This is a genomic window from Labedaea rhizosphaerae (assembly GCF_004362825.1).
GTDB lineage: Bacteria > Actinomycetota > Actinomycetes > Mycobacteriales > Pseudonocardiaceae > Labedaea > Labedaea rhizosphaerae.
Genome location: NZ_SNXZ01000001.1, coordinates 509,185 through 528,979 on the forward strand (window position 1 = coordinate 509,185; position 19,795 = coordinate 528,979).

General features: G+C 70.9%; 20 protein-coding genes. 13 read left to right on the plus strand and 7 right to left on the minus strand.

Translation table 11 applies throughout. The features are described from left to right. Positions 1 to 66: 66 nt before the first annotated feature. From EV186_RS02120 to EV186_RS02135, 4 genes are read left to right on the plus strand one after another with little or no spacing between them, the layout of a single operon-like run. Positions 67 to 1,698: a long-chain fatty acid--CoA ligase gene (locus EV186_RS02120; RefSeq protein WP_133847380.1), complete on the plus strand. Its 1,632-nt coding sequence runs from the start codon at positions 67 to 69 to the stop codon at positions 1,696 to 1,698. Between the two features lie 4 nt (positions 1,699 to 1,702). Continuing rightward, positions 1,703 to 2,104 carry a PaaI family thioesterase gene (locus EV186_RS02125; RefSeq protein WP_166659076.1) on the plus strand — a complete coding sequence of 134 codons (402 nt, stop codon included), beginning with the start codon at positions 1,703 to 1,705 and terminating at the stop codon, positions 2,102 to 2,104. Between the two features lie 22 nt (positions 2,105 to 2,126). Continuing rightward, positions 2,127 to 2,747 (plus strand): PadR family transcriptional regulator, encoded by a 621-nt coding sequence (locus tag EV186_RS02130; RefSeq protein ID WP_133847381.1) that lies wholly within the window; start codon positions 2,127 to 2,129, stop codon positions 2,745 to 2,747. A 46-nt stretch (positions 2,748 to 2,793) separates the two neighbouring features. Next, the gene (locus tag EV186_RS02135; protein ID WP_133847382.1) at positions 2,794 to 4,107 is read left to right on the plus strand and encodes a C39 family peptidase; all 1,314 of its coding nucleotides are present in this window, start codon (positions 2,794 to 2,796) and stop codon (positions 4,105 to 4,107) included. Positions 4,108 to 4,114: 7 nt separating this feature from the next. Here EV186_RS02135 and EV186_RS02140 read toward each other — a convergent pair whose 3' ends face one another. Then, a complete protein-coding gene (locus EV186_RS02140) occupies positions 4,115 to 4,966 on the minus strand; it encodes an NmrA family NAD(P)-binding protein (protein WP_133847383.1) in 852 nt (283 codons plus the stop codon). 99 nt (positions 4,967 to 5,065) lie between these two features. Here EV186_RS02140 and EV186_RS02145 point away from each other — a divergent pair, with 99 nt between their 5' ends. The 4 genes from EV186_RS02145 (at position 5,066) to EV186_RS02160 (ending at position 7,350) form a co-directional block, all read left to right on the plus strand. Further along, complete coding sequence (locus EV186_RS02145; protein WP_133847384.1) at positions 5,066 to 5,455, plus strand: winged helix-turn-helix transcriptional regulator; 390 nt, start codon at positions 5,066 to 5,068, stop codon at positions 5,453 to 5,455. Continuing rightward, entirely contained in the window at positions 5,455 to 6,129 is a 675-nt protein-coding gene (locus tag EV186_RS02150; protein ID WP_133847385.1) for a gamma-glutamylcyclotransferase, read from the plus strand. Before EV186_RS02145 ends, EV186_RS02150 begins: the two co-directional genes overlap by 1 nt. Before the next feature lie 73 nt (positions 6,130 to 6,202). Continuing rightward, the gene (locus EV186_RS02155; RefSeq protein WP_133847386.1) at positions 6,203 to 6,898 is read left to right on the plus strand and encodes a dienelactone hydrolase family protein; all 696 of its coding nucleotides are present in this window, start codon (positions 6,203 to 6,205) and stop codon (positions 6,896 to 6,898) included. A gap of 47 nt (positions 6,899 to 6,945) precedes the next feature. Further along, complete coding sequence (locus EV186_RS02160; RefSeq protein ID WP_133847387.1) at positions 6,946 to 7,350, plus strand: hypothetical protein; 405 nt, start codon at positions 6,946 to 6,948, stop codon at positions 7,348 to 7,350. Here EV186_RS02160 and EV186_RS02165 read toward each other — a convergent pair. Beyond that, on the minus strand, positions 7,347 to 8,978 hold the full coding sequence (locus tag EV186_RS02165; RefSeq protein WP_133847388.1) for an FAD-binding oxidoreductase: 1,632 nt from the start codon (positions 8,976 to 8,978) through the stop codon (positions 7,347 to 7,349). The genes EV186_RS02160 and EV186_RS02165 overlap by 4 nt on opposite strands. 16 nt (positions 8,979 to 8,994) lie before the next feature. Between EV186_RS02165 and EV186_RS02170 the strand changes: the two genes are divergently transcribed. Together EV186_RS02170 and EV186_RS02175 are read left to right on the plus strand one after the other, a co-directional pair. Continuing rightward, the gene (locus tag EV186_RS02170) at positions 8,995 to 9,603 is read left to right on the plus strand and encodes a TetR/AcrR family transcriptional regulator (protein ID WP_133847389.1); all 609 of its coding nucleotides are present in this window, start codon (positions 8,995 to 8,997) and stop codon (positions 9,601 to 9,603) included. A gap of 8 nt (positions 9,604 to 9,611) precedes the next feature. Then, complete coding sequence (locus tag EV186_RS02175; RefSeq protein ID WP_133848705.1) at positions 9,612 to 11,141, plus strand: glycerol-3-phosphate dehydrogenase/oxidase; 1,530 nt, start codon at positions 9,612 to 9,614, stop codon at positions 11,139 to 11,141. Between the two features lie 246 nt (positions 11,142 to 11,387). Here EV186_RS02175 and EV186_RS39345 read toward each other — a convergent pair whose 3' ends face one another. Genes EV186_RS39345 through EV186_RS02190 form a run of 3 tightly spaced genes read right to left on the minus strand, consistent with a single transcriptional unit; the run spans position 11,388 to position 13,822 of the window. After that, positions 11,388 to 13,046, minus strand: coding sequence for a lytic transglycosylase domain-containing protein (locus EV186_RS39345; protein WP_208115453.1), 1,659 nt, complete (start codon positions 13,044 to 13,046; stop codon positions 11,388 to 11,390). 3 nt (positions 13,047 to 13,049) lie between these two features. Then, positions 13,050 to 13,361 (minus strand): type VII secretion target, encoded by a 312-nt coding sequence (locus tag EV186_RS02185; protein ID WP_133847390.1) that lies wholly within the window; start codon positions 13,359 to 13,361, stop codon positions 13,050 to 13,052. Between the two features lie 23 nt (positions 13,362 to 13,384). Next, positions 13,385 to 13,822 (minus strand): YbaB/EbfC family nucleoid-associated protein, encoded by a 438-nt coding sequence (locus tag EV186_RS02190; RefSeq protein WP_133847391.1) that lies wholly within the window; start codon positions 13,820 to 13,822, stop codon positions 13,385 to 13,387. Between the two features lie 200 nt (positions 13,823 to 14,022). Here EV186_RS02190 and EV186_RS02195 point away from each other — a divergent pair, with 200 nt between their 5' ends. Together EV186_RS02195 and EV186_RS02200 are read left to right on the plus strand one after the other, a co-directional pair. Further along, positions 14,023 to 14,916 (plus strand): ABC transporter ATP-binding protein, encoded by an 894-nt coding sequence (locus EV186_RS02195; RefSeq protein WP_166658993.1) that lies wholly within the window; start codon positions 14,023 to 14,025, stop codon positions 14,914 to 14,916. Next, positions 14,913 to 16,121 (plus strand): ABC transporter permease, encoded by a 1,209-nt coding sequence (locus EV186_RS02200; protein ID WP_133847393.1) that lies wholly within the window; start codon positions 14,913 to 14,915, stop codon positions 16,119 to 16,121. Before EV186_RS02195 ends, EV186_RS02200 begins: the two co-directional genes overlap by 4 nt. 52 nt (positions 16,122 to 16,173) lie before the next feature. Here the strand turns inward: EV186_RS02200 and EV186_RS02205 are convergent, their stop codons facing one another. Together EV186_RS02205 and EV186_RS02210 are read right to left on the minus strand one after the other, a co-directional pair. Continuing rightward, a complete protein-coding gene (locus EV186_RS02205) occupies positions 16,174 to 17,487 on the minus strand; it encodes a citrate synthase (protein WP_133847394.1) in 1,314 nt (437 codons plus the stop codon). Positions 17,488 to 17,965: 478 nt separating this feature from the next. Next, positions 17,966 to 18,556: a TetR/AcrR family transcriptional regulator gene (locus EV186_RS02210; protein ID WP_133847395.1), complete on the minus strand. Its 591-nt coding sequence runs from the start codon at positions 18,554 to 18,556 to the stop codon at positions 17,966 to 17,968. Positions 18,557 to 18,638: 82 nt separating this feature from the next. On the opposite strand from EV186_RS02210, the gene EV186_RS02215 reads away from it, so the two are divergent. Next, entirely contained in the window at positions 18,639 to 19,781 is a 1,143-nt protein-coding gene (locus EV186_RS02215) for an acyl-CoA dehydrogenase family protein (protein ID WP_133847396.1), read from the plus strand. Positions 19,782 to 19,795 lie beyond the last annotated feature (14 nt).

The following is a 19,795-nucleotide window of genomic DNA, read 5'->3' on the forward strand; positions in this document are numbered from 1 at the left end:
CGCCGTTCGGCCAGCGACGATCCCCCTGTGAACACCGTTCCCACCGCCTGAGGAGTCTGAGCTGCGATGTTGAGCACCATGCAGGACGGCAACCTGTCCATCGCGAACCTGCTGCGGCACGGCTCCCGGGTCCATGCCGCGTCCGAGGTCGTCACGTGGACCGGTACCGGGTCCAGGCGCAGCACCTACGCCGAGGTCGGCCGGGAGGCCGCGCGCCTGGCCAACGCCCTGCGCGGCCTGGGCATCACCGGTGACCAGCGGGTCGGAACGTTCATGTGGAACAACAACGAACACCTCGTCGCCTACATGGCCATCCCGGCAATGGGCGCGGTGCTGCACACGCTCAACATCCGCCTGTTCCCCGAGCAGCTGACCTACATCGTCAACCACGCCGAGGACAAGGTCATCCTGGTCGACGGCACGCTGGTCCCGCTGCTGGCCAAGCAGGTGCCCACGTTCGAGACCGTCGAGCACATCGTCGTGGTCAACGGCGACCCGGCGACGCTCGAGGTGCCCGACGGCATCACCGTGCACGCCTACGCCGACCTGCTCGCCGGTCAGCCGGACACCTTCGACTGGCCCGACGTGGACGAGCGTTCGGCCGCGGCCATGTGCTACACGTCCGGCACCACCGGCAACCCCAAGGGCGTCGCGTACTCGCACCGCTCGATCTGGCTGCACTCCATGCAGGTCTGCTCGACCGAGTCGATGGGGCTGCGCCAGTCCGACCGCGCGCTGGTGATCGTCCCGCAGTTCCACGCGATGTCGTGGGGCCTGCCGTACGCGGCGATGATGGTCGGTGCGTCGATGATCATGCCGGACCGGTTCCTGCAGCCCGAGCCGCTCGCCAAGATCATCGCGGCGGAGAAGCCGACCATGGCCGGTGCCGTGCCGACGATCTGGCAGGGCCTGCTGGCCCAGCTCAACGCCGCCCCGCAGGACCTCGCCCCGCTGCGCGAGGCGGTCGTCGGCGGCTCGGCCTGCCCGCCGGCGTTGATGGACGCCTTCGACAAGCTCGGCGTGACGATCATCCACGCCTGGGGCATGACCGAGACCTCGCCGCTGGGCAGCGTCTCGCGTGCCCCCGGCGGGCTCGACGAGGAGACCGCGCACGGCTACCGCGTGCTGCAGGGCCGCTTCCCGGCCGGCGTGCGGGCCCGGCTCGTCGGCGACGACGGCGAGGAACTGCCGTGGGACAACGAGGCCGTCGGCGAGCTCGAGGTGGCCGGCCCGTGGGTCGCCGCGTCGTACTACAACGCCGACCCGCAGGACAACGCCGAGAAGTTCCACGACGGCTGGCTGCGCACCGGCGACGTCGGCGCGATCACCCCGGACGGCTTCCTGCGGCTGACCGACCGGGCCAAGGACGTGATCAAGTCCGGCGGCGAGTGGATCTCCTCGGTGGACCTGGAGAACGAGGTCATGGCCCACCCGGCGGTCGCGGAGGCGGCGGTGATCGGCGTGCCGGACGAGAAGTGGGACGAGCGCCCGCTGGTCGCGGTCGTGCTCAAGGAGGGCCAGACGGCGAGCGCCGACGAGCTGCGCGGGTTCCTCGCGGACAAGGTCGCGAAGTGGCAGCTGCCGGAGCACTGGACGTTCATCACCGAGGTGCCCAAGACCAGCGTCGGCAAGTTCGACAAGAAGCGGCTGCGCGCGCAGTACGCCGACGGCGGCCTCGACGTGAGCCACGTTGGCTGAGCCCGTGGTGGACGCCCAGGCCACCGAAATGGTCCACAAGACCATGCCGTACACGGCGACCCTGGGCATCGAGGTGCTGCGCAGCGAGCCCGCCGAGACCCGCAGCCGGCTGGCGTGGGCGGCGAACCTGTGCACCGCGGCGGGCGCGCTGCACGGCGGCGCCTTGATGTCGGTCGCCGACGCCAACGGCGGGCTCTGCGCGTTCCTCAACCTGCCGGAGGGGTCGTCCGGCACCACGACGATCGAGTCGAAGACGAACTTCCTGCGCGCTGTCCGGGACGGCCACGTGACCGCCGTGTCCCGGCCACTGCACGTCGGGCGGCGCATCGTCGTGGTCGAGACGGATCTGCTGGACGACGCCGGGACGCTGGTCGGCCGCGTGACCCAGACGCAAGCTGTCCTTTGACCGTTACAACTAGGCTGTTCGGGTGAGTACAGTCGGATCCAACGATCACGAGGGGGTGGCCGTTCTGGCCGGATCCGGCCCGCCAGCCCGGGCCCGCAAGCTCAACGCCACGTCCTACGTCGTCCTCGGCATGCTGAGCTACGGCCCGGCGACCAGCTACGACCTCAAGCAGCGGGTCGGCGGCACGATCGGCAACTTCTGGGCGTTCGCGCACTCGCAGCTCTACGACGAGCCCGCGCGCCTGGTCGTGGACGGCCTCGTGGCCGAGAAGGTCGAGCACGGCGGCCGGCGCAAGCGCACGTACTCCATCACCGCGGCCGGGCGCCAGGCCCTGCAGGAGTGGCTGAGCGAGAACACCGACGAGCAGACCGAGGTGCGCGATCTCGGTCTGCTCAAGCTCTTCTTCGCGACGTGGGGCACGCGGCGCGACGTGGCCCAGCTGGCGCACGACCGGCACCGCTCGCACCGCGAGCGGGCCGAAGGCTACGAGCAGATGTACGACCAGATCGTGGACGTCGGCGACCAGTGGCAGGTCAAGACGCTCGAGCTGGGGCTGCGCTACGAGCGGTGCGTGGAGCAGTTCTGGGCCGACTTCATCGCCGAACTGGACGGCGATGCCCCGGACAAGCCGGTGGACCACTAGCGGGAAACTGTTTACATAACACGCGCCGAGGCCGAAAATCGCTGCCATGAGCGCTCGCACCCCGAGAGGGCTGGCCCGTGTGGCCACCCTGAGCATCGCCGCGGTTCTGGTCGCCGGGTTACCCGGCACGGCTTCGGCCGCCCCGGCCACCCTCGCGAACCACCATGAGGACAACGCGCCCGTGGACTTCCACAGTTGGGACTCGTTGCCGGAGTTCTTGCACGGCAGGCTCGACGGCCTGCTGCCGACCCTGGGCGGGCTGCGCATCGGCCGCCCGGCGGGCTCCATCGACCACACCGAGGCCGACGGCACGACCCGTAGCTACGACTACGCGACGTGGACCTCGCCGTACTACCAGCAGGGCTTCGACGCCACCCAGCTCGTCGCCTCCTGGAACGCCAAGACGCCCAAGGACACCTGGCTGCAGGTCGAGATGCGCGGCACGACCTCGGCCGGCGCGCAGACGACCTGGTACACGATGGGCCGCTGGGCCTTCGGTGACCAGGACATCAAGCGCACCAGCGTGCCCGACCAGTCCGACGCCAACGGCGGCGTGGACGTCGACACGTTCTCCTCGGCCGACGGCGTGACCCTGAAGGGCTACCAGCTCAAGGTCACCCTGTACCGCGCGTCAGGCACGCACAGCACGCCGGTGCTGGGCATGGTCGGCGCGATGACGTCGAACATCCCGGACCGCTTCACCGTCGACCCCGCCCCCAGCGGCGGCGCGTGGGGCATCGAGCTGAAGGTCCCGCCGCACGCGCAGAACATCCACGCCGGCCAGTACCCGGAGTTCGGCGGCGGCGGCGAGGCGTGGTGCAGCCCCACCTCGACCGAGATGGTGGTCGAGTACTGGGGCAAGCACCCGAGCGCCGCGGACCTGTCCTGGGTCGACCCGTCGTACGCGGACCCGACCGTGGACTACGCGGCCCGGTTCACCTACGACAAGGACTACGACGGCACCGGCAACTGGCCGTTCAACACGGCCTACGCGGGATCGTTCGGCCTGTCCGCGCACGTCACCCGGCTGCACTCCATGACCGAGCTTGAGCACTACATCAAGGCGGGCATCCCGGTGGTGACGTCGCAGTCGTTCCGCTCGGACGAGCTGGACGGCGCCGGGTACGGGACGTCCGGTCACCTGATGGTGGTCATCGGGTTCACCTCGACCGGTGACGTGATCGTCAACGACCCGGCGTCGTCGAGCAACGACCGCGTCCGCAACGTCTACAAGCGCAGCCAGTTCGAGACCATCTGGTTGCGCACCAAGCGGATCACCGCCAGCGGTGGCACCGGCAGCGGCACGGGCGGCATCGCGTACATCATCGCGCCGCAAGGCAAGTCCCTGCCCACCTCCTGACCAGCGCTCAGGCCAGGGCCTCGGTCACCGCGTCCTCGACGGTGGCCGGGGCCCGGCCCAGCAACGCACCCAGGTCCGGGCTCGTCCGGGCGAACACGCCGTCGCGGGTCTTGAGCTGGATGTCGACCAGCAGGTCGGCGAGGAACCCCGGCAAACCGGCGCCACGCAACACCTCGACGAGCTCGGGTCCGCTGACGTCCTTGTGCGCCAACGGCTTTCCCGACTTGGCCGACACCAGTTCGGCCAGCTCCGCCGACGTCCACGCCCGCGGCCCGGTCAGTTCGTAGACCTTGCCCTCGTGGCCGTCGGTGGTGAGCACGATCGCCGCCGCCGCCGCGAGGTCCGCCCGCGACGCGGCGGCCAGCCCGCCTTCGCCGGACGCGCTGAGCAGCACGCCGTGCTCCAGTGCGCCCACCGCGCCACCGGCGAAGTGCTCGCTGTACATCCCGTTGCGCAGGAACGTGAACGCGAGGCCGCTCGCGCGGATCGCCTTCTCGGTGGCCGCGTGCACGCGCGCGAGCGAGACCGGGGACGTGTCGGCGTCGGTGACGCTGGAGTACGCGAGGTGCCGCACGCCGGCCTTCGCCGCGGCTTCGACGGCGGCCTCGTGCTGGCCGATGCGCACGTCGTCGGGACCGTCCGTGGAGACCAGCAGCATCCGGTCCGCCCCCGTGAAGTCCAGCGACGCCGGATCGTCGAAGTCGCCGTGCCGCACGGTCACGCCGCGCTCGGCGAGATCCGCCGCCTTCGCGGTGTCCCGCACGGACACGATCAGTTCGCTTGCCGGAACGCGGTCGAGGAGCCGGTCGGCGACAAGCCTGCCGTAGTGCCCGTTCGCGCCGGTGAGAAGTATCGTCATGACGCTCACGTTAGGAGCGCTACTAACCGCTGGTAAGTACCTACCTTGACGTCATGTACTAACCTGGACGAAAGCAATGAGGTGAGGGGCGTGGGATCGATGACCGCTGTGGGTGACGTCACGTGCGCCTTCGCGCCGGACGTCTTCGACCCGAACTGCCCGAGCCGGTCGGTGCTCGAGCACCTCACCAGCAAGTGGGGCGTGCTGGTGCTGGGCGCGCTGCAGCGGGGCACCCGGCGGTTCGGCGAGTTGCGCCGCGAGGTCGGCGGGGTCAGCGAGAAGATGCTCGCGCAGACCTTGCAGACCCTCGAGCGCGACGGCCTCGTGCACCGCGAGGTCCGGCCGGTGATCCCACCGCACGTGGACTACTCCCTCACCCCTCGGGGACGCCAGGCCGCGAAGCTCGTGCGGGCGCTGTACGTCTGGGTCGAGCGCAACATCGATGACGTGCTCCAAGCTCAGGAGGCGCACGACCTGAGCAAGTCGTGATGGACCGGTTCACCGACGCCGACTACCCGGCCGTTCCCTACCCCGGTACCCGGCCCGTCTGGTCCTACGTGCACGACGAGGGCGCGGGCCACCCGCTCGACCAGGTCGACGGCCGGTGGCTGGTCCAGCCCTGCGGCGAGGACTTGGACGACTGGCTGGCCGCGCGGAACGCCGCCCGCACGGCCGACCGGCTGCCGGTCCTGTCGTACGGCTCCAACGCCAACCCCGCGAAGCTGACCTGGTTGCGCGAGACGCTCGGTCTGCCGGGTCCCGCGGTCGTGTTCCGCGCCCGCTGCGCCGGCCTCGCCGCGGTCTGGGCCAGCGGCCTGCGCGTGGTCGACGACCAGCGCCCGGCGACGTTGTGCGCGATGCCCGGCGTGGTCGAGCACCACGCGGTCCTGATGGCCACCGCGGAACAACTCCGGGTGCTGGACGTCTGCGAGGGCCGCGGCGAGCGCTACCACCTCGCCGAACTGCCCGGCGTGGACGTCACGGTCGGCGGCAGGCCGGTACCGGGACTGCTCGCCTACATCGGCGCCGGTTCGATCCGGATGCCGCTGCTGGTGGACGGCGAACCGGTGCGCTGCTCCGACGTCGCGCAGGCCGACGCGCAACGCTTGGTCGGTGTGCCCGCGCCGGATCACGGACTGCGGGCTCTCGTGCTGGACAACTAGGCACTGTCCTGCGCGGATCCGTGGTCGCGGTCTTCGCGCCGAGATCCACAGGACAGCGCCTAGGGTCGGCGGCATGGACGTCCAGATCGCCGTCGGGTCGGAGACCATCGACGGCTACCTCGCGGCGCCGACCGAGGCGGTCAGCGGGCCGGGCCCGTGGCCGGGGGTCGTGGTCGTGCAGGACGCGTTGGGCCTCGGTGCGGACCTCAAAGCCATCACCGAACGGTTCGCGACGGCGGGGTATGTGGCCCTGGCGCCGAATCTGTACTCGCGCGGCGGGATGTTCCGGTGCGTGAAGGCGACGTTGGCGGCGTCGATGAGCGGCCGGGGACAGGCCATCGCCGACCTCGACGCGGCGCGTTCGGTGCTGGCACAGCGCGCGGACACCACGGACAAGATCGGCATCGCCGGGTTCTGCATGGGCGGTGGCTTCGCGTTGCTGATGGCGGCGCGCGGTTTCGACGCCAGCGCGCCCTACTACGGACGGCTGCCCAAGGACCGCTCCGCGCTGGACGGCGCGTGCCCGGTCGTCGGCAGTTACGGCGCCAAGGACCCCAGCCTGCGTGGTGCGGCCGCGGCCCTCGAAGCGGCGCTGTCCGAGCGCGGCGTCGAGCACGACGTCAAGGAGTACGCGAACTCGGGTCACTCGTTCGCCAACCGGCTGCCGGGCCAGCCGCTGCTGCGCGTGCTGGGCCTCGGCTACGTCCATGAGGACAGTGAGGACGCGTGGCGCAGGGTGACGGCTTTCTTCGCTCACCATTTGCGTTAACGACCAAAGGCTGGTCATCCGACGGTGTGACAAGGCACCCTGTGGGCATGACCACGCAGCAGGACCCGGTGCACCAGGAGCTGAAGCCGGCCGGCACGCCGTTACACGCGCAGAAGGACGCCGACCCGCTCGCGCAGATCACGCTCAGACCACGCGCCTTCCTCGCCGGCATCGCGGTCCTGGCCATGCTCATCGGCCTGCTGCTGGCCGTGCTGCCGATCCGGGTGGCCTCCGCCGATCCGGCCCGCACCGACGCGGTGTCCTGCGGGAGCGTGCTCGGCGGCGTCGAGTCGGGCCGGGTGCGTGACCAGTCCGCGGACGAGCCCGCTCTGCTCACCCACCTCGACATGTGCGACCGCTCGGTGACCGTGCGCGGCACGTCGTCCGCGGTCCTGTTCATCGGCGGCCTGCTCGGCGGTCTCTGGCTGGGGATCGTGCGCCGGGAGCCCTAGACCAGCTTGCCGGGGTTCAGGATCCCGAACGGGTCCAGCCGCTCCTTGATCCCACGCAGCACGCCCACGCCCAGCACGCCGATCTCCGCGCCCAGGTACGGCGCGTGGTCGACGCCGACCGCGTGGTGGTGGCTGATCGTCCCCAGTGGACTGATCGCCTCGCACGCCGCCCGCTTGGCGTCCTGCCACTGGCCGAGCTGGTCCACCTGGGAGCGCGGCGTGAGGACCGTGAAGTACAGCGACGCACCGGTTTCGTAGGCGTGCGAGATGTGGCACATCACGATCGGCGTGACCCCGGGCCGGGTCAGCGACTCGACGAGTGCGCCCCGCACGGCGGTGCGCAGTTCCGCCAGCCTGGACCAGTGCGTCGCGGTCTCCAACGTCTCCACGCACACGCCCGCGTCGAGCAACGCGTCGCGCTGGCGCGGCCCGCCGAACCGCCCGTGCCGCCACGACTCGCCCGCGGATCGCCCGAGCCGCACCGGTTTGGCGTGCCGCAGCGCGGCGAGCGTGGCCGAGCGGCGGCGCCTGAGTTCGGCCTCGTCCCCGGCTTCCCAGCCGAGCACGAGCAGGCACGGGTCGCCGATCCCGCGGACGGCGAGGTACCGGCGCAACGCGGCGATCTGCCAGCCGCCCTTGAGCGCCAGCCCGACCTCCGTCTCGTCCACATCGGACAGACGGGTGACGTCGGCCAGCACACGGCGCTGCGCGAGGTCGCGCACCGCGTCCGCGCCGCGCGCCCAGCCGTCGAGGACGTAGCCCTCGTACCGGCGCACGGTCGGCAACGGCCGCACCCGCACCCCGACCTCGGTGATCACGCCGAGCGCGCCCTCGCTGCCGATGACCAGTTCCCGCAGGTCCGGGCCGGCGGCCGAGGCCGGCGCCACGCCGAGGCGCCACTCGCCGACCGGCGTCGCGACCCGCAACGTCTCCACCATGTCCTCGAACCGGCCGTACCCGCTGGAGGCCTGTCCGGCCGACCGGGTCGCGGCGAACCCGCCGATGGTGGCCCGCTCGAACGACTGGGGCACGTGGCCGAGGGTGAGGCCGTGCGCGGCCAGGTGCCGCTCGGCGTCCGGCCCGCGCACGCCCGCCTGCAGCACGGCGATCCGGGACACGGGATCGACCGACACCAGCTTGTCCAGCCGCACCAGGTCGAGCGCGATGACGGCGAACTTGTCGCCGCGCAGGGCGTTGACGCCGCCGACCACCGAGGTGCCACCGCCGAAGGGCACCACCCCGACGTCGTGGCGCACGCAGACTTCGAGCAACCGCATGACCTGCTCGGTGTCGGCCGGCTCGACCACCGCGTCGGGCACCGCGAGCTCACCGATTCCCCTGTGCCGCAACAGGTCCAGGTAGGACAGTCCACCGGCCCGGCCGAGCCGCTCGGCCCGCTCGGTGTGGACGTGACCCTCGCCGACCACGTCCTCCAACTCGTCCACGACCGACTCGGGCAGCGCGGAGTCGGGCACGCGCAACGCCGACGACGGAGCCGACGGCGTGGTGACCTCACCGAGTCCCGTGCGGGCGCGCAGCCACCGCAGGGCGTGTCCGGGCAGGTGAGCGGCGTCGGCGCCGTCGGCGGTCCAGCTGCCGCGGAGCCGGTGGTCGATCTTGTCGGTCATTGCTAGAGTGTGACATATGACGTCAAAACGTCACAGCACGACCAGGCTGGCTCCGAACCGCGTGGACGACGACCGGCTGCTCGACGCCGCCCGCGAGTCGGTGCTCTCGGTGGGCGTCCGGCGCACCACCCTGGCCGAGGTCGCGCGCCTGGCCGAGGTCAGCCGGATGACGCTCTACCGACGGTTCCCCGATGTCCGCAGTCTCCTCGCCGAGCTGATGACGCGCCAGTTCGGCGCGTTGCTCGGGCGTGAGGCCCAGCGCGTCGAGCACCTGCCGACCGCCCGGCGGCGGCTGATCGAGGGCGCTATCGGCAGCATCCGCGCGCTCGCCGAGGACCCCGTGATGCACGCGGTCCTCGACCTCGACGGCGAGGTGCTGATGCCCTACGTGGTGCAGCGCAGCGGCCGGGTGCAGCGGCTCGCCGACCAGTTCCTCGCCGCCCAGGTGGTCGACGGCCACACCGACGGCTCCATCCGCGCGGGCGAGGCGAGCACGCAGGCCCGCATGCTGCGGATGATGCTGCAGTCGTTCGTGCTCTCGCTGCGCACCTCGCCCGACGACGTGCCGGTGGACGCCCTGCTCGCCGAGCTGGACCGCACGCTGGAAGCCGGGCTTGCACCGTGACGAGCACCCTGTCCGGCACCTCGCTCAACGCCGCCCGCCGCCGCGACGACCTGGCCGCGCTGGCCCGCGAACCGGTCGACCTGCTGATCGTCGGCGGTGGCGTGACCGGCGCCGGGGTCGCCCTCGACGCCGCGTCCCGGGGCCTGTCGGTGGCGTTGGTCGAGGCGCACGACCTCGCGTTCGGCACGTCCCGGTGGTCGAGCAAGCTGGTCCACGGCGGGCTGCGCTACCTGGCCCGCGGTGACGTCGGCCTGGCCCGGGAGAGCGCGATCGAGCGCGACGTGGTGATGCGCGTGATCGCGCCGCACCTGACCCGGTCGTTGCCGCAGCTGATCGCCCTGCGCCCGGACCTGTCCCCCCGGCTCGCCGCGCTGACGTTCGCGGGGCTCGGCGCCGGTGACGTCCTGCGCCGCGCCGCGGGCACACCGGGCTCGGTGCTGCCGCGACCGCGGCGAGTGTCGGCGCAGGAGGCGCTGGCGTTGGTGCCCGGCCTCAACCCCGACGGGTTGCGCGGCGGACTGCTGTCCTTCGACGGCCAGTTGATCGACGACGCGCGCCTGGTCGTCGCACTGGCCCGCACCGCCGCCGGGTTCGGCGCCAAGATCCTGACCCGGGTGCGCATGACCTCGCTCGGCTCGCCCCTGCTCGCCCGTGACGAACTGACCGGCACCGAGTTCGCGATCGACGCCCGGGCGGTGGTCAACGCGGCCGGAGTCTGGGCGGACCAATTGGTGGACTCGGTACAACTTCGCCCGTCCCGTGGTTCGCACCTGGTGCTGGACGGCGCCGGGCTCGGCGTGACGGGCACGGCGCTGACGGTGCCGATCCCCGGCCACTTCGGCCGTTACCTGCTCGTCCTGCCGCAGCAGGACGGTCGCGTCTACTTGGGACTGACCGACGAGCCGGTCGACGGCCCGGTGCCGGACGTGCCGGCGGTCCCACAGTCCGATGTGGACTTCCTGTTGGGCACGGCCGCCACGGTGCTGCGCAAGCCGTTGCGGGAGTCGGACGTGCTCGGCGCGTTCGCCGGGTTGCGGCCGCTGGTCGCCGGTTCGTCCGAACGCAGCGCGGACTTGTCGCGCCACCACGCCGTGCTGCCCGGCCCCGACCGGGTGGTGACCGTGGTCGGCGGCAAGCTGACCACCTACCGCAAGATGGCCGAGGACGCCGTGGACGCCGTCGTGCGGCTGGCCGGTCTCGCCGCGGGCCCGTGCCGCACCCGCCGGTTGCCGTTGGTGGGCGCGGGCCCGCGCGATCGCCTGGCCGCGGTGGAAGCGCCGGCCCGGCTGGTCGCCCGGTACGGCGTGGAGGCGCCGCGCGTGGCCGCGGCCGGTGAGGTCGACCCCGACTTGGCACGCCCGCTCGCCCCCGGCATCGAGGTCACCGAAGCCGAAGTCCTGTGGGCCGTGCGCCACGAAGGCGCCCTGGACGCGGACGACGTGCTCGACCGCCGCACCCGGATCGGCCTGGTCGCGGCCGACGCCAACCTGGTCCGCGACCGTGTCACCGGCGTGATCCGGGCCGCGATGGACTCCTGACGAAGTAGTTCTCCACAGCCCGGCAGTTGTCCACAGATCCCGCCGAACCCCGTTCCAGCCCCGCCAACCCGATAGACTGGGACCCGGGGAGCCCCCGAGGGAGGGTGGGGGCTTGGTCTACGCGCGCGAGGCGAAAAGCTTGTGCGGCAAGGGATTTGCGGCCCCGTTGCCGGATCGTGAGGCGTTGCGAGGGCGAAAAGGAAGCGGCGCCGGCCGGAGCCGACGCCGCTTCGTCAAACCGAGAACTCAGTAACCCACGTAGTGGCCACCGCGCTCGACGGCGCGCACGCCCGGGATCCGGCCCACGCTGCCGTAGGTGTCGATGCCGTACCGGGTCCCGGCGATGATGTTGTCGACCGGGTTCCAGATGTCGTTGTGCCCGTCCAGGTGGTACGCGTCGAAGGTCGAGTCGATGGTCTGCATCAGGCCCTTCGACGGGTGACCGGCGGTCGCGTTGCGGTCCCACAGGTTGATCGCGTGCGGGTTGTTGCTGGACTCGTGCTCGATGAGCCCCGCGATCCGCTGCGCGTCCTGGTCGGAGATCGTGGTGCCGTTGGCCGCCATCACCCCGCGAGCCTCGGCGACCCACTGGTTGATCTGCGTCCGGCTGTAGGACCGGCCGGCGTCCGGCGGCGGGCCGCTGGGGCCCCACGACGGCACGCCACGCGGGAGCGGGCGCGTCTGCTGCGGGGTCTGCGGCTGCGTGGCCGGGTTCACCGTCGGGGCCGGGTTGGCCTGCGCCAGCTGCGTCGGCGACGTCGTGCTGTTCGGCACCGTCGTGTCGGCGTTGACCGTGGGCGTGCCCGACACCGTCGCCAGCCCGCTCGGCGTGGTCGCGCCGCTGGTGATCGACGTGTCCGTGCTGACCGTCGGCGAGTCCGACACGGCGGCGCCTTGCGTCGTCGCGGCGGGCGTGACGATGGCGCCCGGGGTGGTGTAGCTGGCGTTCGCCCCGGCGTCCATGTTGTTCAGCGACGTGCTGCTGATGCCCAGCCCGTTCGTCGCGAGCGCCTGGGTCTGCGGGTCGGCCGTCGAGTTGTCCTCGTTCTTCGAGGTCAGCTGCTGGATCAGCTGCTTGACGGCCTGGGCCGCCTGCAGGACCTTCTGGATCAGCTGGATTACCTTCTGCGCGGTCTGCACGAACTTCGAGATCTTGCTGGCCGCCTGCTGCGCGGTCGACACCGCGGTCTGCACGGACTTGATGATGCCCGCCGCGATGCTGGTGCCGAACGACGCCCAGGACGACGCCAGCGCCTCCAGGATGATCTGGATGATCTGCTGGACGGCCTTGGTGATCAGGTCCAGCACGGCCTTGCGCACGTTCGCGAGCACCTGGCCGATCTGCGTCATCGCACCCGACATGCCGCTGCTGGCGTTGCCCAGGCTGTCCACGGCGTTGGCGTGGGTGTCGCTCGCGGTGCGGTAGGTGTCGGCGGCGGTGCCGGTCCAGCCGGTGGTCTGGCTGGTCGTGTTCGACCGCAACTGCGTGGCCACCTGGTTCAGCATGGTGCCCGCGCTGGTCCAGCTCTGCGCGGTCGACGTGATCGACTGCGGGCTGCCGAGCAGCTTGTCGAACGGCTCCTTGAGGAACTTGACGTGCTCGATGATCCAGCCGATGCCGGCCGACAGCAGGCCGCTCAACGGGTTGCCGGACATGCCGATGATGTCCATGGCCACGTTGGTCAGGCCGAGGCCCGCGGAGAGCCAGTCGCCGCCCTTGATCGCGTTGACCGTGCTGGTGATGTCGGCCAGCAGGTGCTGGGACTGCTGGTTGGTGGTGCCCGTGCCAGTGCCAGTGCCCGTGGTCCCGGTGGTGTCCGTGCCGGTGGTCGGCGCGGGCAGCGTGGTCGCCCCCGTGGTCGGGCCCTGGGTCGCCGGCGTCTGCGTGGTGTCGGTGTAGACCATGTGTCAGGCCCCCTCGGTGGTGCCGCTGAAGCCCGCGGCGCTCAACTCGTCGAGCCGCTGGTACAGCTCGCCCGTGGCCCGCAGGCCGTTGCTCATGGTCTGCAGGGTCTGCCCCGCGGTGGTGATGCCGCCCTGGATGTCGCCGCAGGCCTGGAGGATCGCCGAGGCGAAGAACTGCCCGATGACCCCGTAGGCGTCGCCGGAGACGGCCGCGTTCGCGGTGCTCGCCGCCTGCTGGACCTGCCCGGCGAGGCCGGACACGGTGCTCGCGTGCTCCTGCACCTGCGCCACGTCGACGCTGAATTGGTTGCCCATAAAGATCCGCCGTTCGGTTCGTCCTACTGGATCAGCTCGGGTGGGTTCTCGAAGTAGTCGTCGTCCGGTCGCGTGTCCCGCTTCAGCTCCGGCGGCTTCGGCGGCGCGTCGGCCGCCTCGTGCCCCTCGGGCAGACTGGTCTTCACGTACTCGAGGGCGGCGCTGTCCTCACCCAGGAACTCCTGCATCACGTCGACCACCGCTTGCCCCGCGTCGCGTTGCGCCGCCTTGGTGGTCTCGAGGATGACCCGGGCCAGGTGCTCGTGGTCCATGTCGCGCACCCCGTGCCGCAGGACAAGGTCGGAGGTCGCGCCGCTCGCCGTGACCCGCACGGTCACCTGACCGTCCTGGGAGGTGGCCTCGCCGCCGATCTCCTTGAGCGCCTTGTCGGTCTTGGCCGCGTTCGCGGCCAGCTGCTTGAGCGACTCGTCGTACGAATCGAGCCAACCCTCGGGATTCATGCCCACCTGCCCCAATGGTCCATCATGGATCATCTGCCGTCGTTGGACGCTAGCTTTCAACCCCGGTTCCGCTCAACCGGCGGAGCCGGGAGAAAGTAACCGGATCGAGACAATTCTTGTGGAACCGGCAGGCAACGACGACGTCACCGCGCCGGTCTGGATACTGGTGTCGCCCCGTCCGCGATGGGAAGGTGTCCGGCGTGCCCGAGGCCGCAGTGGAGATCGACCGGATCTCCAAGCGCTATGCCGGCACGGCGGTGCTGACCGAGCTGAGCGTGCGGGCCGACGCGGGCCAGGTCGTCGGGATCCTCGGCGGGGCACGATCGGGCAAGACGACTGCACTCCGGATCACCGCCGGTCTCGTCGACCCGGACGCGGGCGAGGTGCGGATCGGTGGTGTGCCGAGAAATGAGCGAACGCGAACAATGCTGGGGTATCTGCCCCAGAGGCGCGGCCTGCCAGACGGCGTGACGGTGCTCGACCACCTGGTGCACCTGGCCGAACTGCACGCGATGGCGACCAACGACGCGCACCGCGCCGCGGAGGTTCAGCTCGCCGCGTTCGGGTTGCGCGAAGTTCGCTCGGCGCACGCACGCGACCTGACCGACGGCGAACGCGAACGCGTCCTGCTCGCCGGCGCGCTGGTGCACGCGCCCACCGTGCTGGTGTGCGACGAACCGTTCGGCGAACACGCCGAGCAGACCGCGCAAGTGCTGCGCGAGCACGCGGAGCGCGGTGGCGCGGTGCTGGTGGCCACCGGTGACACCACTGCGGCGCAACGGTTCTGCGACCGGGTCACGATCCTCCACAACGGACAGTCGGTCGCGGAGGGTGCCGTCGCCGAGTTGCGTGCCGCGGGCGCCACGCAGGTCGTGGTCGAAATGCCGGACGCCCGGCCCGGCTGGGCCGAGGGCATCCCGGGCGTCGAGGTGGTCGCCGCCGAGCAAGGCCGCACCGTGCTGCGCCTGACCGGCAACACCGACGACCAGGTGCTGCTGCGGATGGCGATGGCCGCGGGTCGCGTGCGGGCCTTCCGCAGCGGCGAGCCGACCCTCGCCGACCTCTTCGCCCCCGTGCTGGGGTCCGGCTCATGACCGAAGTGGACTTCCGGGTGCTGCGCGCCGGCGCGTGGCGCGAATTCCTCGTGGCCCTGCGCAGCCGCCTGCTGGCGATCGGCGCCGCGATCGCGGTGGTGCTCGTCGCCGGGTACCTGGTCGTGCAGGCCGCCGTCCTCGACACGCCGGAGCACGCGACCGTCGGGCTTTCCGGGCAGGCGACCGCCCTGCACGACGCGCTGGCCGCGGCGGCGAACGCCCGCGGGCTCGACATCGAGGTCACCGAGGTGGCCGAGGTGGCGCAAGGCCGCGAACAGGTGCAGGACGGCGCGTTGGACGCGTTGGTCAGCGGCTCCCCCGCGGAACTGCAGGTGCTGGTGCGCAACGGCCTCGACCGCGGGCTGCGCGCGGTGCTGGACGGGTTGCAGCAACAACAGGTCCTGCTCAGCCAGGTCGCACAGCTGGCCCAGAACGCACAGTCCGATGTGGACCCGCAGGCCGTGGTGAAGGCGATCGACTCGGCTTCGGTCTCCGTGCACGTGCTGGAAAGCGTTGACCCACAACGAGGTCAGCGTCTCGCGCTGGCCTTGGTCACGGTGCTGTTGCTCACCGGCGGACTGTTGGTCGGCACCGCCCGGCTGACCGCGGGCGCCGCGGCCGATCGCGGCTCCCGGACCGCCGAGGTGCTTTTCGGCGCGGCGACACCGAAGGCCGTGGCGACCGGCCGGGTCGCCGGCGCGGCTGCGGCCTGCGGCGCGGGACTGCTCGCGATCGGCGTCGTCGGCCTGGTCCTCGCGCTCCTGATGGGCGTGCTGACGTTGCCGGGCGCGGGGATCGCGACCGTGTTCTGGGGCGTGGTCTGGGCGCTGATCGGATCCGTGCTCTACGGCCTGGTCGCTGTCGCCGCGGGGTCGCTGGTGCCCGGGCGCTGGGCCGCGACGAAGGTGCTGCTGGTGGTCTCGGCGTTGCCGCTGCTGTCGTTGCTGCTGGGCTTCGCGCTGCTGATCTCGTCGCCGTCCGGGACGCTGCTGGCGGTGCTGGCCGTGCTGCCGCCGTTCGCGCCGGTGCTGGTGCCGGGCATGATCGCGCTCGGCTCGGCCTCGGCGCTGGTGGTGATCCTCGCGCTGCTGCTGACCGCGGTCGCCGGCGTGTTCGTCCACCGCTACGCGATCCGCGTCTACACCGGCGGCATGCTCGCCCCCGGCGACCACCTGGTCCAGGTGCGGGACGCGCTCAACCCCTGAGACGCGCAAGGGCCCGGCTCATGGTGAGCCGGGCCCTAACTTTTGGTTAGTGTCAGCGGTCGGTGATCGACACGAAGTCGCGCTCGGCCGGGCCGACGTAGATCTGCCGCGGGCGGCCGATCTTGGTGGCCGGGTCGTTCATCATCTCGCGCCAGTGCGCGATCCAGCCGGGCAGCCGGCCCAGCGCGAAGAGCACCGTGAAGAACTTCGTCGGGAAGCCCATCGCGCGGTAGATCAGGCCGGTGTAGAAGTCCACGTTCGGGTAGAGCTTGCGCTCGACGAAGTAGTCGTCGGCCAGCGCGTGCTCCTCGAGCCGCTTGGCGATGTCCAGCAGCTGGTCGTCACCGCCGAGCTTGCCGAGGATCTCGTCCGCGGTCTTCTTCACGATGGCGGCACGCGGGTCGTAGTTCTTGTAGACCCGGTGGCCGAAGCCCATCAGCTTGACGCCGTCTTCCTTGTTCTTCACCTTCTTGACGAAGGTGTCGACGTCGCCGCCGGAGTCGCGGATGCCCTCGAGCATCTCCAGCACCGCGCTGTTCGCGCCGCCGTGCAGCGGGCCGAACAGGGCGTTGATGCCCGCGGAGATGGACGCGAACAGGTTCGCCTCGGACGAGCCGACCAGCCGCACGGTCGACGTGGAGCAGTTCTGCTCGTGGTCGGCGTGCAGGATGAACAGCAGGTCCAGCGCCCGCGCCAGGTCAGGGTCGACCTCGTAGGGCTCGGCCGGGAAGCCGAAGGTCATCCGCAGGAAGTTCTCCACCAGCCCGAGCGAGTTGTCCGGGTAGAGGAACGGCTGGCCGATGGACTTCTTGTACGCGTAAGCCGCGATCGTCGGCAGCTTCGCCAGCAACCGGACGGTGGAGATCTCGACCTGCTCCTGGTCGAACGGCTTGAGGCTGTCCTGGTAGAAAGTGGACAAGGCGGACACCGCGGACGAGAGCACCGGCATGGGGTGCGCGTCGCGCGGGAAACCGTCGAAGAAGCGCTTCAGGTCTTCGTGCAGCAGCGTGTGCCTGCTGATCTTGGACGAGAACTCGTCGAGCTGCGCCTGGGTCGGCAGCTCCCCGTAGATCAGCAGGTAGCTGACCTCGATGAAGGTCGACCGCTCGGCGAGCTGGTCGATCGGGTAGCCGCGGTAGCGCAGGATGCCGGCGTCGCCGTCGATGTAGGTGATCTCGGACGAGCACGCGGCCGTGTTCACGAAGCCGGGGTCGAGCGTCACAAGGCCGGTCGTCGCGAGCAGCTTGCCGAGGTCCACCCCGGCCGCGCCCTCTACGGCGGATACCACCTTCATCTCGTATTCGCCGCCGTCATGGCGTAGCGCGACAGTGGAACCGGATTGCGGCGCAGTCGTCGCGTCGGACATGCATCTGCCTCTCACGCTCGTTCCGGGGCGGTGGTCCCGGCCACAGCGGCCGGAAGGTAGGTCATCATCGGTGGACGAAGCGACCATGCGCACGGGCAGACCGGTCGGCGGCCGCCCCGCAGGCACCACCCCGTTGGGGTCCTGTCACCACACACGCTAGTGCTCCGCGCGCCGCGCGCCCAGTCGCACCGGGACACGAGGGCACCCGTTGGGACCGTAATCACATGTCGGCGGCCATTTCCCGGCCAATTCGGCCGCGGTCGGGTACCGCGCGCCGCCAGTGGAGACGATCACCGCGGTCGCCCCTTGGAGTGCATCCCGCCATCCGTCGTCGGCCAATTCGCCCAACGCACCGCCGGGTGTGACGAGGGTCGCGTGCCGTGCCCGGGCGGTGCCAGCCTCGGCGACCGTCGCGGCGGCCAGGACGGCAATCGACCGTGGGACCAGCGCCGTGTCCACACCGGACGCGGCGAGTCGATCACCGACGTGACCCGTCCCGCATGACCCCCTCGAGCAGCAGGTCCCGCAATCCCGCGAATGCCTCGGCGTCGGTGACCCGCACCCGCGAGCGCAGTTCACCGGTTTGGATGCTTTCAATGACCAGGCTCACCATTTGCGCAACCAATTCCGTGTGCACATCGCGGAAAACCCCGATGCGCGCGCCCTCGGCGAGGAATTCCCGAATCCGCCGGGCCGCCTCCCGCGCCCTGGATTCGTAGATGGTCCGCGTCGCCGCGGTCCCCGCGACGTCGGTGATGAACTGCTCCGAGGCGACGCCGAGCTCCTCGCTGATGCCCTCGAAGTAGCGGCCGATGACCTTGCGCGGATCGTCCTCCCCCGCGACCCGGCGCTCGATCCGGCTCGCGGCGTTGTGGAAGAACCGCGACACGACGGTCACCGCGAGCTGCTCCTTGGAGTCGGCCAGCGCGTAGAGCGTCGACTTGGAGCACCGCAACCGTGCCGCGAGGTCGTCGAGGGTGAACGACGCGAAGCCCTCGGCGAGGAACAGCTCCTCGAGCTGTTCGAGCAGCGCCTGGTGCCGGGCGGTCAGCGGGCGCGGTGTTGTCATGAAAAGCACAGTAGCCGCGCTCCGGCGTACAGTACTCTGAACTGTCCCACAGTACTGTTCTCAGTATCGATCGGAGACCCCGATGCCGGCTGACCGGTTGCTGCCCGATTCCGACGCAGCCGACCTGCTCGCCCTCACCCGCGAGATCGCGCGCGACGAACTGGCCCCGGTGGCCGCCGAGCACGAGGAGCAGGCGCGCTTCCCGCGCGAGCAGTTCCGGTTGCTCGGCCGCAGCGGCCTGCTCGGGCTGCCGTACGACGAGAAGTGGGGCGGGGGGAACGTCCCCTACGAGGTCTACCTGCAGGTTCTCGAGGAGATCGCGACCGCGTGGATGTCCATGGGTGTGGGCCTCTCGGTGCACACCATGTCGTGCTACGCGCTCGCCGAGTACGGCACGACCGAGCAGCAGGAGCGCTGGCTGCCCGACGCGCTCGGCGGTGACCTGCTCGGCGCGTACGCGCTGTCGGAGTCGCACGCGGGCTCCGACGCGGCCGCCCTGTCCACGCGCGCGGTCCGCGACGGCGACGACTATGTGGTGAACGGCACGAAGGCGTGGATCACCCACGGCGGCGTCGCCGACTACTACACGACGATGGTCCGCACGTCCGACGACGGCGGCCGCGGCATCTCGACGCTGCTGGTGGACGCGTCCACGCCCGGCCTGACGGCGGCCGCGCCGGAGAAGAAGATGGGCCTGACCGGCTCCACGACCACCCAGATGATCTTCGACGACGCCCGCGTGCCGGCCGACCGCCTGATCGGCCCGGAGGGTGCCGGGCTCAAGATCGCCCTGTCGTCCCTCGCGTCCGGTCGCCTCGGCATCGCGGCGTGCGCCACCGGTCTGGCGCAGGCGGCGCTGGACGAAGCGGTGGCTTATGCCAAGACCCGCACCCAGTTCGGCAAGCCGATCATTTCCTTCCAGGGCCTCGAGTTCCTGCTCGCCGACATGGCCGCCGCCGTGGACTCGGCCCGCGCGACCTACCTGGACGCAGCCCGCCGGCGTGACCGCGGCCTGCCGTTCGTCCGCCAGTCGTCGGTGGCCAAGCTGGTCTGCACCGACGCGGCGATGAAGGTGACCACCGACGCCGTCCAGGTCCTCGGCGGCGCCGGGTACACCCGCGACTTCCCGGTGGAACGCTACATGCGGGAGGCGAAGGTCCTGCAGATCTTCGAAGGCACCAACCAGATCCAGCGCATGGTCATCGCCCGCGAACTGGCCAAGTAGCGGGACGGGTGGGT